This is a genomic window from Microbacterium sp. GCM10027623, from assembly GCF_042666935.1.
In the GTDB taxonomy this organism is placed as follows: domain Bacteria; phylum Actinomycetota; class Actinomycetes; order Actinomycetales; family Microbacteriaceae; genus Microbacterium.
Genome location: NZ_JBHTHE010000003.1, coordinates 509,126 through 521,308, shown reverse-complemented (window position 1 = coordinate 521,308; position 12,183 = coordinate 509,126). Strand labels below are relative to the sequence as shown.

The 12,183-nt window shown below is 68.8% G+C and carries 15 protein-coding genes; 4 read left to right on the top strand and 11 right to left on the bottom strand.

Translation table 11 applies throughout. The features are described 5' to 3' along the window. Positions 1 to 59 precede the first annotated feature (59 nt). The 4 genes from dapA to ACFQY2_RS14875 form a co-directional block, all read right to left on the bottom strand. Entirely contained in the window at positions 60 to 1,037 is a 978-nt protein-coding gene (dapA, locus tag ACFQY2_RS14890) for a 4-hydroxy-tetrahydrodipicolinate synthase (protein WP_378746719.1), read from the bottom strand. A gap of 69 nt (positions 1,038 to 1,106) precedes the next feature. Then, positions 1,107 to 1,868, bottom strand: a complete 762-nt coding sequence (locus ACFQY2_RS14885; RefSeq protein WP_378746718.1) for an SDR family NAD(P)-dependent oxidoreductase — start codon at positions 1,866 to 1,868, stop codon at positions 1,107 to 1,109. After that, the gene (locus ACFQY2_RS14880) at positions 1,868 to 2,344 is read right to left on the bottom strand and encodes a dihydrofolate reductase (protein ID WP_378746810.1); all 477 of its coding nucleotides are present in this window, start codon (positions 2,342 to 2,344) and stop codon (positions 1,868 to 1,870) included. Before ACFQY2_RS14880 ends, ACFQY2_RS14885 begins: the two co-directional genes overlap by 1 nt. A gap of 17 nt (positions 2,345 to 2,361) precedes the next feature. Further along, complete coding sequence (locus ACFQY2_RS14875; protein ID WP_378746716.1) at positions 2,362 to 3,171, bottom strand: thymidylate synthase; 810 nt, start codon at positions 3,169 to 3,171, stop codon at positions 2,362 to 2,364. A 94-nt stretch (positions 3,172 to 3,265) separates the two neighbouring features. Here ACFQY2_RS14875 and ACFQY2_RS14870 point away from each other — a divergent pair, with 94 nt between their 5' ends. From ACFQY2_RS14870 to ACFQY2_RS14860, 3 genes are all read left to right on the top strand, one after another. After that, positions 3,266 to 3,694 (top strand): TlpA family protein disulfide reductase, encoded by a 429-nt coding sequence (locus ACFQY2_RS14870; RefSeq protein WP_378746715.1) that lies wholly within the window; start codon positions 3,266 to 3,268, stop codon positions 3,692 to 3,694. Further along, positions 3,691 to 4,275: a DUF4395 domain-containing protein gene (locus tag ACFQY2_RS14865; protein ID WP_378746714.1), complete on the top strand. Its 585-nt coding sequence runs from the start codon at positions 3,691 to 3,693 to the stop codon at positions 4,273 to 4,275. The genes ACFQY2_RS14870 and ACFQY2_RS14865 overlap by 4 nt, the downstream gene beginning before the upstream one ends. Before the next feature lie 86 nt (positions 4,276 to 4,361). Continuing rightward, positions 4,362 to 4,787, top strand: coding sequence for an OsmC family peroxiredoxin (locus ACFQY2_RS14860; RefSeq protein ID WP_378746712.1), 426 nt, complete (start codon positions 4,362 to 4,364; stop codon positions 4,785 to 4,787). An 8-nt stretch (positions 4,788 to 4,795) separates the two neighbouring features. Here ACFQY2_RS14860 and ACFQY2_RS14855 read toward each other — a convergent pair whose 3' ends face one another. The 5 genes from ACFQY2_RS14855 to ACFQY2_RS14835 form a co-directional block, all read right to left on the bottom strand. Continuing rightward, positions 4,796 to 5,239, bottom strand: coding sequence for a hypothetical protein (locus ACFQY2_RS14855; protein ID WP_378746711.1), 444 nt, complete (start codon positions 5,237 to 5,239; stop codon positions 4,796 to 4,798). Continuing rightward, positions 5,236 to 5,982 (bottom strand): 4-hydroxy-tetrahydrodipicolinate reductase, encoded by a 747-nt coding sequence (locus ACFQY2_RS14850; protein ID WP_378746710.1) that lies wholly within the window; start codon positions 5,980 to 5,982, stop codon positions 5,236 to 5,238. Before ACFQY2_RS14850 ends, ACFQY2_RS14855 begins: the two co-directional genes overlap by 4 nt. 61 nt (positions 5,983 to 6,043) lie before the next feature. Further along, entirely contained in the window at positions 6,044 to 6,646 is a 603-nt protein-coding gene (locus ACFQY2_RS14845; protein WP_378746708.1) for a histidine phosphatase family protein, read from the bottom strand. Between the two features lie 82 nt (positions 6,647 to 6,728). Continuing rightward, positions 6,729 to 7,754 carry an aldo/keto reductase gene (locus ACFQY2_RS14840; RefSeq protein ID WP_378746707.1) on the bottom strand — a complete coding sequence of 342 codons (1,026 nt, stop codon included), beginning with the start codon at positions 7,752 to 7,754 and terminating at the stop codon, positions 6,729 to 6,731. Between the two features lie 221 nt (positions 7,755 to 7,975). After that, positions 7,976 to 10,249 (bottom strand): polyribonucleotide nucleotidyltransferase, encoded by a 2,274-nt coding sequence (locus tag ACFQY2_RS14835; protein WP_378746706.1) that lies wholly within the window; start codon positions 10,247 to 10,249, stop codon positions 7,976 to 7,978. 300 nt (positions 10,250 to 10,549) lie between these two features. On the opposite strand from ACFQY2_RS14835, the gene ACFQY2_RS14830 reads away from it, so the two are divergent. Beyond that, on the top strand, positions 10,550 to 10,723 hold the full coding sequence (locus ACFQY2_RS14830) for a DUF5302 domain-containing protein (protein WP_378746705.1): 174 nt from the start codon (positions 10,550 to 10,552) through the stop codon (positions 10,721 to 10,723). Between the two features lie 33 nt (positions 10,724 to 10,756). Here the strand turns inward: ACFQY2_RS14830 and ACFQY2_RS14825 are convergent, their stop codons facing one another. Both ACFQY2_RS14825 and ACFQY2_RS14820 read right to left on the bottom strand, forming a co-directional pair. Continuing rightward, positions 10,757 to 11,506 (bottom strand): SDR family oxidoreductase, encoded by a 750-nt coding sequence (locus ACFQY2_RS14825; protein WP_378746704.1) that lies wholly within the window; start codon positions 11,504 to 11,506, stop codon positions 10,757 to 10,759. A 31-nt stretch (positions 11,507 to 11,537) separates the two neighbouring features. Beyond that, entirely contained in the window at positions 11,538 to 12,182 is a 645-nt protein-coding gene (locus tag ACFQY2_RS14820) for an FMN reductase (protein WP_378746703.1), read from the bottom strand. Position 12,183: the final 1 nt, after the last annotated feature.

Below are 12,183 nucleotides of genomic sequence, written 5' to 3'. Positions count from 1 at the left end.
GACGTCTCCTCTGTCGGGCACCGCGTGCCCGTTCGTATGTGTTCAGCGCGTGGACGCGCTCAGCGTGTGGTGCCGTGCACCTTAGGCAGGGCGCCGCCGGCGGCGGCGTTGCGGTCGGGACGGAAGTTCGAGAAATCGGCTCCGGGGACGCCGGTGACCAGCGACAGCTCGTCCTCGATGATCGCGGCCTCCCATTCCTCCGGTCCGACCAGGGGCAGGCGCACACGCGGGCTGCCGATCCGGCCGAGGCCGTGCAGGATGTACTTCGCGGCGACGGTTCCCGGGATATGCGTCATCACCGCGCGCACGAGCGGCTCCAGTCGCTGGTGCTCGGCGGTGGCCGCCTTGAGATCGCCCCGGTTCACGGCGTCGATCATGGTCCGGTACGGCGCGGAGGTGATGTTCGCGGTGACGCCGACCAGTCCGGTCGCCCCGATCGCCAGGTGCGGCAGCACGTTCGCGTCGTCGCCGGAGAAGTACATCAGGTCCGTCTGGTTGAGCACGCGGCTGACCTCGGAGAAGTCGCCCTTGGCGTCCTTCACCGCGAGGATGTTCGGGTGCTTCGCCAGGCGCAGGATGGTCTCGTACTTGATCGGCACGCCCGTGCGCCCCGGGATGTCGTACAGGATGACCGGCAGATCCGTGGCGTCGGCGACGAGGCGGAAGTGCGTGAGGATGCCGGCCTGGGTGGGCTTGTTGTAGTAGGGCGTGACGATCATGATGCCGTCGGCGCCGGCCTTCTCGCTGGCCTTGTAGAGCTCGATGGCGTGCGCGGTCTCGTTGGAACCGCCGCCGGTGATGATCTTCGCCCGTCCCGCCGAGACGTCCTTGCCGACCTCGACCAGTCGCAGTTTCTCATCATCGGTCAGAGTGGATGTCTCGCCGGTGGTGCCGGTCACCACGATCCCGTCGGCGCCGTCGGCGATGACGCGATCCATGTGCTTCTCGACCGCTGGCCAGTCCACTTCGCCGTCGGCGGTCATGGGGGTGGCCAGCGCGACGAGAACCTGTCCGAAGGGATTGTCCGAGTGGGTCATGCACTCAGGTTATCGCGTCGGCCCCGGATTCATGCGCCGGAGACGGCGCCCGATGCCCGGCCTCGTCGCTCAGACCCGCCCGCGGCGCGCGACGCCCGCGGTCAGGGAGCTCGGCAGCAGCCTGGCGGCCGCGACGATCACCTTGTACCGCAGCGACGGGATCGACACGGATCGGCCGTGTGCGGCATCCCGCAGGCCCTCCCGCACGACGTCCTCGGCATCCAACCACATGAGTCCCGGCACGCCTTCCTCGCCGGGGGCGAGGCCCATGCGGGCATGGAAGGTGGTGTGCGTGAACCCCGGGCACACCGCAGTGACGGTGACACCGTCGCGGGCGTACTCGGCGTTCGCCCAACGGCTGAAGCCGATCAGCCAGCCCTTGCAGGCGGAATAGGTCGAGCGGGAGATGAATCCGGCGACCGAGGCGACGTTGATGATCCGCCCGCCGCGGCCGCGCATGGCTCGGATCGCGGCATGCATGAGCCGCATCGACGCCTCCACGTGCACGCGGAGGTGGCGCACCTCATCGTCGATGTCGTTGTCGGCGAAGTGCAGCGGCAGCCCGAAGCCGGCATTGTTCACGAGAAGGTCGATCGGTTCGCCGGTCCGGGCGAGTCGTGCGGCGACGCGCCCGACGTCGCCCTCCTGCGACAGGTCCGCGACGATCACCTCGACCGCGACACCGTGCGCAGCCCGCAGCCGGGCCGCGAGATCCTCCAGCGCGCCAGCGCCACGAGCGACGAGCACCAGGTCGGCGCCCCGCATGGCCAGTTGACGCGCGAACTCGGCGCCGAGGCCGGCACTGGCGCCCGTGATCAGTGCGGTGGGCATCAGCGCTCGTAGCCCAGGAAGCGGAAGCGGATGCCGGTGCGGGACGTCTGCCACTCCCCCTCATCGACCAGTCGCCAGCCCTCTCTGGACGGCGCGAACGCGTCTCCGTCGACCGCCAGGTCGAGCTCGGTGACCTCCAGTCGGTCGGCCTCGCCGATCACCTGCCGGAAGATGTCGGAGCCGCCGATGATCCAGACCCGGTCCAGACCGCGCACCGCCTCGGCGAGGTTCGCGGCGCGGCGGACGCCCTCGGCGCTCCAGTCCTGCTGGCGGGTGATGACGATGTTCTCCCGGCCGGGCAGCGGCCGGAACCGCTCCGGCAGTGAGTCCCAGGTGCGGCGCCCCATGACCACCGGCTGCCCCAGGGTGATCTCCTTGAAGTGCGCGAGATCCTCGGGCACGTGCCAGGGCATGCCGCCCTGCGCTCCGATCACACCGCCATCCGCTTCGGCCCAGATCAGACCGACCATCGGCATCGCGGAGGAGACCGCGCTCATACCGCGACCGCCCCACGGATCGCGGGGTGGTGCCGGTAGTCCACGACCTCGAAGTCCTCGTAGTCGTAGTCGAGGATCGACTGCGGGGTGCGCGTGATGCGCAGCGTGGGATACGGGAACGGCTCACGGGTCAGCTGCTCGCGCACCTGGTCCTGGTGATTGTCGTAGACATGGCAGTCTCCGCCGGTCCAGACGAACTCCCCCGGTTCGAGACCGGTCTGCTGAGCGACCATGAGCGTCAGCAGGGCGTAGGAGGCGATGTTGAAGGGCACACCGAGGAACAGGTCTGCGCTGCGCTGGTACAGCTGGCACGACAGCTTGCCGTCCGCCACGTAGAACTGGAACAGCGCGTGGCAGGGCGCCAGCGCCATGTCGGGGATGTCGGCCGGGTTCCAGGCCGACACGATGAGCCGGCGGGAGTCGGGGGTCGCCCTGATCTGCTCGATCACCTGCGAGAGCTGGTCGATGCTGCCGCCGTCCGGGGTGGGCCATGACCGCCACTGCACGCCGTACACGGGGCCGAGCTCGCCGTCGGCGTCCGCCCATTCGTCCCAGATCTTCACACCGTGCTCCTGCAGCCAGCGCACGTTCGAGTCGCCGCGCAGGAACCAGAGCAGCTCGTAGGCGATGGACTTGAAATGCACCCGCTTGGTGGTGATCAGCGGGAAGCTCTCGGCCAGGTCGAAGCGGATCTGCCGACCGAAGACGCTGGTCGTGCCGGTGCCGGTGCGATCATCCTTGTGCGTGCCGTTCTCGAGCACATCGCGGAGCAGGTCCTCATAGGGCGTGGGGATGGCGGCGCTCATGCCAGCAACGATACCTGCGCGCGGAGCGTACGGAGGGAATGTCATGCGCTGTCACATCGGCCTCTCCCCCGGCCTGCGCCCCTATCGTGGACACATGCCCCTCACCTCCGCGCTCCTCTCGCTGGGCGCATTGGTGCTGATCGCCGTCGTCGCAGGAGTCATCTGGCGTGCCGCGGACGGTCGGCGCCGGGGCGGCTCGACCTCGGCCGTCGATCTGGCCGACCTCGGTGTCACGCCCGGCCGGGTCTCGCTCGTGCAGTTCAGCACCGAGACGTGCACCCGTTGCCCGCAGGTGCGACGGATGCTGCAGAGCGTCGCCGCCGGCCACGACGACGTCGACCACATCGACGTCGATCTCACCCACCGACCTGATCTCGCCCGACGCCACCGGGTGCTCAGCACCCCCACGACGTTCCTGATCGGCACGGACGACACTCTGATCGCGCGCTTCAACGGCGCGCCCCGCCGCGCCGACATCGAGTCCGCGCTGTCCGAACTCCCCGCACTCCAGGAGGCATCATGACCGACTCCGCTCCCGCGCGCGGCATCGACCCACGCGCTCCGCGCTTCGGCGCGTGGATCACGTCCGTGCTGCTCCTGGTGGCGACATTCCTCGGACTGACCGGCATCGCGGCGCAGAGCGCGTCGGCGACCTTCGGCTGGTTCGCCTACCAGCCGCTCGCGAACGCGACGTTCGTCGGCTCCGGCTGGGCGCTTCCCGCAGCATCCTTCGGCCAGCGCGTCATCGACCCGGCCTTCCTGCTCGCTCTCGTCGTCGCGCTGCTGTTCCTGTGGGGAGTCCTCTCCCCCACCACGCACCCGTGGAGCACGCTGTTCCGCCGCGTCGTGCGCCCGCGCCTCGCACCGCCGACCGAACTGGAGGACCCGCGTCCTCCGCGCTTCGCGCAGGGCGTGGGACTGCTGGTGGTGACGGTGGGCCTGGTGCTGCACCTGGTCGGTGTTCCGCTCGCTCTGCCGATCGCGACCGCCGCGGCCTTCGTCGCTGCCTTCCTCAACGCCGCATTCGGCTTCTGCCTGGGCTGCCAGCTGTATCTGCTTCTCCAGCGTGCCGGCGTGCTCGGGCGCACCAGCCGCACGGCCTGAGGACCGGTACCGTCCGAGCGCCCTCCTGGGTAGGCTTACGGGACGACGCGACCCCGCGACGACGACCGCCGATCTCAGGAGGAAACATGTCCGTCACCAGCGAAGCCGCAACCACCTGGACCGGGTCCTTGGCAGAGGGCTCGGGAACGGTCGCGTTCTCGTCATCGAACCTCGGCACCTTCCCCATCGACTGGAAGGCGCGCAGCGAGGGATCCGACACGACGACCACGCCCGAGGAGCTCATCGCCGCCGCGCACGCCTCGTGCTTCAGCATGGCCCTCGCACACGCGCTGAGCGAGAACGGCACTCCGCCGGAGCGCATCAACGCGTCGGCGTCCGTGACCTTCAAACCGGGCACCGGCATCACCGGCAGCCACCTCAACGTCAATGCGACGGTCCCGGGCATCACCCCGGAGAAGTTCCAGGAGATCGCCGAAGGCGCCAAGACCGGCTGCCCCGTCTCACAGGCTCTCGCCGGAATCGAGATCACCCTCGAGGCCAGTCTGGCCTGAGGCGGGAGTCAGGGCCGGATGCGCGAGAGCCGGATCGCCTCGCGGATGCTGGCCCTGGCATCCTTCCGCCGTCCGGCGGCGTCCTGGACCACCCCGAGCCGGTAGCGGGCGCGCCAGTCGCCCGTCGCCTCATCGGCGGCCGCCGTGTAGGAGCCGACAAGCGGATCCGCGTCTTCACGGCGCACGCGCCCGCTCGGTGTCAGCTCCGCCGGCGCCGGCGGCATCCCGCCCTCGCCGTCGAGGATGCTGCCGAGCCGCTCGGCCGCGAAGCCGAACATCAGTTCGCGCACCAGTGCCCACGCGCCGATGGGCGCGATGATCACCAGCGCGATGCCCATGCCCACCGCCGCCGGGGTGCCCACGGCGAAGAACATCACCCCGAGCCACACCGCGATGACGATGTACAGCAGCAGTGCGGCGCCCATGACGACGACGCTGATCCGGGAGCTCACGACCGCGCCCCGATGCCGATGTCGATGATGTTCTCCAGTCCGACGACGATGCCCCGTGCGTCGCGCGCGAAGGGCAGCGCCAGCCGGATCCCGGGTGCGTAGGCGGCGGCGGAGTCCATGGTGTCGTGCACGATCGACAGCGATTCGCCCGCGCCCGACAGAATCGCCTCCTGACGGGCGATCACCCCCGGACGGCGCAGCGAGTGCACGGGGACGCCGGCCACCTGCTGTCCCCTGGCGCGCTGATCGCCGTGCGGCGCGGCGAAGGGTCCGTGCTGCTCACGCGCGTCCGCCATCAGCTCGGCGGTGCGCACGGCGGTGCCGCTGGGCGAATCGATCTTGGTGTCCCGATGCGACTCGACGATCTCGGCGAAGGGGAAGAACGGCGCTGCCGCGGCCGCCAGTGCGGTGCCGAGTGCGGAGCCCAGGGAGAAGTTCGGGATGAACACCGCTCCCGTCTCCGCTGCGGTCACCAGGGGGCGCACCAGGGCGATGCGCTCCTGCGACCATCCCGAGGTGCCGACGAGCACGTTGATACCGCGGTCGATCGACGCTCGGACCACGTCGATGCTCACGGCCGGCACCGACGCGTCGACCACCAGATCCGCGCCGTCGAGTTCGGCGAGATCGCTGCCGGATCCGAGCACCCTGCGCACCTCGAACCCCTCGAGCTCATCGATCACCCTGTGGATGATGTGGCCGAGCTTGCCTGTTCCGCCGACGAGGGCAACCTGAGTGGTCATGCTTCCAGTCTAGATTCGCCGCTCGACCCGGTTCGCCGAGTGTCGCCGGTCGTGGTGCCGCTCAGACCGTGAGCGCGTCCGGCAGACCGGTGCGCAGCTCCATCGGCAGGTGGCCGAGGTCGTTGTGGTTCATCAGAGTCCAGGGGCGACCCTGCTTCTGTGCGATCACGCTCAGACCGCAGTGCGCCTGGTTGAGAGTCATCCACCGCCAGTCCGGCGCCCCCAGCACCTCGCGCACGAACCAGGAGATCACGAAGTTGTGCGTGATGAGCACCTCGTGGACGTCGCCGTTGCGTCGACGGAGGAACTCCCCCACCGCATCCGACATCTGTGCGGCGCCTGCTTCGATCTCCGCGTCGCTGATCGAACCGAAGAACGGCTCGTAGACGCTCGGGGTGTCCTCGGTCATCCCGCTGGGGACGCAGTCGAACAGCAGCGCCGACGGCACCGGGTCCACGGAGGGAAGTCGCGCCGCGATCGCTCGTGCGGTCTCGGCTGCGCGCAGCAGCGGGGAATGCCAGACGGCGTCGAGCGGAAGGCCCGAGAGCCGGTCTGCGATGAGTTCCGCCTGACGCTGACCTCGAGGTGAGAGCGGTCCGTCGTCGATGCCGTGCTCGGCGTCGACGTGCTCACCGTGCCTGACCAGATAAATGTAATGCGTCACAACCCTGCTCACTTCATGCCACCGCGCCGGGGCTCTTCCAGCTTAGGACACGCGTACGACGCTCGGGCCCGGAAGATGCGGATCACTCACTGGCGCGGGCGAGCTCGGCGATCTGAGTGCGGGAGAGTGTGATTCCGGCGCCCTGCACGAGCTCGTCGACGTGCTCCACGGCGAAGGCGTTGACGATCGGCGCCACGACCGTGCGCTGCGCGAGCAGCCACGCCATCGACACGGCCGCGACAGGGACCGCGAGCTCATCGGCGATCAGGTCCAGAGCCCGCAGAACGCGTATTCCGCGCCGATTCAGATGACTGCGCATCTGCTGTCCGCGCACGCCCACCGCGGAGCTCTTGGTGCGGTGCCGCCCGGACAGGAAGCCGTGCTCCAGGGCGTGCGATGGAGTGACGGCCAGACTCTGTGCGGCGGCGACCAGGCGCAGGTCGCCTTCGAAGTCATCGCGTCGCACGAGGTTGTAGGGCTCGTCGAGCACCTCCAGTCGCGGGTAACCCGCCGCCGCCAGGATCCGCGCCTCCACGAGTCGCTCCGGTGCGAAGCGGAACGCACCGACCGCGGAGATCTTCCCGGCCTCACGCAGCCACTCCACCGTCGCGAGGGTGTCCTCGAGGTCGGTGCTCTCATCGAGCGACGCATCCAGGTAGAGCACGTCGATGCGATCGACGCCGAGTCGGGTGAGCGAGCCCTCCACCGCACGCACGAGGTTGACCGATCCGAGCCCGGGGTTGTCGGCGTGCGAGCCGATGCGTGCGCTCAGCACGATCTGCTCACGTCGTCCGTTGGACTGCAGCCACCGGCCGATGATGTGCTCGCTCCGGCCTCCCGAGAAGCCGTCCGCAGTGTGCACCGCGTTGCCGCCGAATTCGAGATAGCGGTCCAGCAGCGCATGGCTGGTCTGCTGATCGACGTTCCAACCGAACTCGGCGGCTCCCAGCATGATCGGGAAGATGCGGAAGCCGGTCTCGCCGAGGGAGACGCGGATGCTCTCGCCGACGCCGGGACCGATGACGGGGATCGGCGCGGAGGGATGGTCGTCGACGGACGTGTCGGCACGCGACGGCTGATCGGCTGTGCCGATACCGAATATCCTCATCTCCCACCCCCGCGGACCCTCGATCCGTGATGCAGCGCACCCCCCGGTGCGTACTCACAGGCTAAGCGACGTCCTGCACCGCGATGTCCACGACGACCGTGCGGAGGTGAACTTCTCGTAACGATCCGGTCACATCGGATACGACAAGACCCGGGCTCCTGCAATCCGCTGCAGGAGCCCGGGTCTTCGTCATGGATGCAGCCGAAGCGGCATCCTCCGGATCACGCTTCGGTGCTCTCCGGAGCCGTCTCGCCCTCCGCGGCCGCGTCGTCGAGCACGGGCTCGAGCGACAGCTTGCCGCGGTCGTCGATCTTCGTGATCTTCACGAGGATCTTCTGGCCGACGGAGAGGACGTCATCGACGTTCTCGACGCGCTTGCCACCGGCGAGCTTGCGCACCTCGGTGACGTGCAGCAGTCCGTCCTTGCCCGGCAGCAGCGAGACGAAGGCGCCGAACGTGGCGATCTTCACGACGGTGCCGAGGAACTGCTCGCCGACCTCCGGGTTGGTGGGGTTGGCGATCGCGTTGACCTGGGCACGGGCGGCCTCGGCCGACGGGCCGTCGACAGCTCCGATGTAGACGGTGCCGTCCTCCTCGATGGAGATCTGAGCGCCGGTCTCGTCCTGGATCGCGTTGATCGTCTTGCCCTTCGGGCCGATCAGCTCGCCGATCTTGTCGACCGGGATCTGCACGCTGATGACGCGGGGAGCGGTGGGCGCCATCTCGTCGGGAGCGTCGATTGCGGCGTTCAGCACGTTGAGGATCGTCAGACGCGCCTCGCGAGCCTGGGTGAGGGCGCCCGCCAGCACCGACGACGGGATGCCGTCGAGCTTGGTGTCCAGCTGGATCGCCGTGATGAACTCGCTGGTGCCCGCGACCTTGAAGTCCATGTCGCCCAACGCGTCCTCGGCACCCAGGATGTCGGTGAGCGCCGCGTAGCGGGTCTCGCCGTCGACCTCGTCGGACACCAGGCCCATGGCGATGCCGGCGACCGGTGCGCGCAGCGGCACACCGGCGTTCAGCAGCGACAGTGTCGAGGCGCAGACGGAGCCCATCGAGGTGGAGCCGTTGGAGCTGAGCGCCTCGGACACCTGACGGATCGCGTAGGGGAACTCCTCGCGGGTGGGCAGCACCGGCACGAGCGCGCGCTCGGCGAGGAAGCCGTGCCCGATCTCGCGACGCTTCGGCGAACCGACGCGACCGGTCTCACCGGTGGAGTACGGCGGGAAGTTGTAGTGGTGCATGTACCGCTTGTGCGTCACCGGCGACAGCGAGTCGATCTGCTGCTCCATCTTGAGCATGTTCAGCGTGGTGACGCCCATGATCTGGGTCTCACCGCGCTGGAAGATCGCCGAGCCGTGCACGCGCGGGATGACCTGCACCTCTGCGTCCAGCGGACGGATGTCCGCCAGGCCACGGCCGTCCATGCGCACGCCCTCGGAGAGGATTCGTCCGCGGACGATGTTCTTGGTGACCGACTTGTAGGCACCGGAGACCTCACCCGCGGCGGTTGCCGGGAGCGTGCCCGCCTCGATGGCGGCGGCGACCTCGGTCTTGACGCGGTCCTTGACCTCGTCGTCGGCGTTCTGACGCTCGACCTTGTCGGCGATCTGGTAGACCTTCTCGAGGTCTGCCGACGCGGATGCCGACACGAAGTCGTACGTGGCCTGCTCATACGCCGGGAAGACCGGGTAGACGCCGGGCTCCTTCGACGAGTGCTGAGCCATCTCGGCCTGAGCCTCGACGAGCTTCTTGAGGAACGGCTTGGCAGCCTCCAGGCCACCGGCGACGATCTCCTCGCTGGGCTTGACGGCTCCGGCCTTGATGAGGTTCCAGCTGTTCTCGGTGGCCTCGGCCTCGACCATCATGATCGCGACGTCTTCCGAACCGTCGGCCTTCTTGACGACGCGGCCGGCGACCATCAGGTCGAACACCGCCTCTTCGACCTGAGCCTGGTTCGGGAACGCCACCCACTGGTCGGCGTGCTCGCCGTGACCCGGGATCAGCGCGAGGCGGACACCGGCGATCGGGCCCGAGAACGGCAGACCGGAGATCTGGGTGGACGCGGATGCGGCGTTGATGGCCAGTGCGTCGTAGTACTCGCCGGGAGCGATGGAGAGCACGGTGATGACGATCTGGACCTCGTTGCGCAGACCGTCGACGAACGACGGACGCAGCGGACGGTCGATCAGACGGCACACCAGGATCGCCTCGGTGGAGGGGCGGCCCTCACGACGGAAGAACGAACCGGGGATCTTGCCCGCGGCATAGGACCGCTCCTCGACGTCGACCGTCAGCGGGAAGAAGTCGAAGCCCTCGCGCGGGTGCTTGCCCGCGCTGGTGGCCGACAGGATCATCGTCTCGTCGTCGAGGTAGGCGGCGACGGCGCCCTGCGCCTGCTGGGCGAGGCGGCCGGTCTCGAAGCGGACGGTGCGGGTTCCGAAGCGTCCGTTGTCGAGGACGGCTTCGGCGGCAGTGATTTCAGGACCTTCCAAGAGGTCTCTCCTTCTTTGTTTAGGCTCGCGCGTCCGTATGACGGGCGAGTTCTCGCGAAGGAGCGGATGCGGGCAGATATAGGCGCGCGGGCACTCCCGCGAATGTCGCCAGCACTGGCCACCAGTAGAAGACCACCCGGCGCCGTGCGCGACGAGGAACCCACCACAGGGGACCAGCTTCTCAGCCGACCGCTCCGTACTACGTCGATATGAAGTTGGCGGATGCCACAGGCATCCGATGCCAGCCTAGCAGTGCCTCTGCAATCGACGCGCTCCCACCGAGCGACTAGGCTGACCGACATGAGCGAAGACAAGGCAGTCTCCCCCGAGGAGATGAAGCGCAAGTTCAAGGAAGCGCTCGACCGGAAGAACTCGAAGAGCCGGGCCGGTGAATCGCACCTCAACGGCGATTCGGCCGTGCACGCGACCAACGCCCCTCAGATGAAGCGCGAGTTCCGCCGCAAGAGCGGCTGACGCCCGTCCGCATCCACCTGCTCTCGGCTCAACTCATCTCTCGGGTTGGGCCGAGAGCCATTCTGCGAACGTCGTCGTTCCGTGGTCGGCATCGTCCTGCGGCAGCAGCGCGCCCGAGCGCATCGCCCGCCCGAATCGTCCGGGAAGGCCCAGCTTCGGCATCCATCCCCTTCTCCCGCGGTGGCGCGCCCAGGCCCGCATCATCTCGGCGAGGTCCTCCTCGCGCGGTCCGGCGATGTCCTTCGCACGTCCCTGCGCAGGGCGCTCGGCGAGCTCCACCAGACGGATGGCGAGTTCGCGCGCGTCGACGGGCCTGGTGCGCATGCGCACCGCGAGGTGAATCGGGCCGATGGCCGCCCGCGCGTACATCTGCGCCGCGAAGTCATGGAACTGCGTCGCACGCAGGATCGTCCACGGGACCTCGCCCTCCTGCACCGCGGCCTCCTGGGCGAGCTTGCCCGCGTAGTAGCCGTACGGTGCTCGATCCACGCCGACGATCGACAGCGCGATGTGATGGCCCGTTCCGTCCCGCCGCTGCCCGGAGAGGAGGTTCGCCGTGGTGCGACGGAAGAACTCCGCCGCCTTGTCCGCGTCCGTGGTGGTGATGTTCAGCACGTCGATGACCGCATCGGCTCCCCCGAGCGCGTTCTCGAGGCCGACTCCCGCCTGCACGTCGATCCCCGAGCCCCTGCTCAGCACGCGCACGGCATGGCCGCGCTCCTGAGCGACGCGGACCACGTGCGATCCGATGACCCCGGTGCCCCCGGCGATGGCGATGTCCATGGGTCCATCCTCCCCCGCCGGGGGTCTTTCGTCACTCCCCCGCGAGACCGCCGAGCAGGTGGCCGAACGAGCGCCCCTTGCCGAGGTAGGTGTCGGGGTCGAACGGGTCGGCATCCGTCACCGCGTCGCGGCGGGCGATCGCGTCCGCGAGCTCGCGCGCACCGCGCTCCACGCGAGCACTCAACGGCGCCACCTCGTCGGCGTTCGCGCCCCAGTCGCTCGATGCGGCGAAGACGCCGGTGGAGACGGGTTCCGCGTGCAGGTACGTGAACAGCGGGCGGATCGCGTAGTCGATCGCGAGCGAGTGCCGCGCCGTGCCGGCGTTCGCACCCAGCAGCACGGGCTTCCCGGTGAGCGCGTCCGGGTCCAGCACGTCGATGAACGACTTGAACAATCCCGCATAACTGGTCGAGAAGATCGGGGTGACGGCGATGAGTGCATCCGCCGAGACCACCCGGTTGATCGCCTCCTCGAGGGGCGCGGGCGCGAAGCCGGTGAGCAGGTTGTTCGTGATGTCGTGCGCGAGGTCGCGCAGCTCGATCACATCGGCCTGCACCTCGATGCCCCGCTCACGCAGGGCCTTCACCGTCTCGGCGAGCAGGCGGTCCGCCAGCATCCGCGTCGAGGACGGGTTCGACAGTCCGGAGGAGATCACGGCGATACGGCGCTCGCTCATC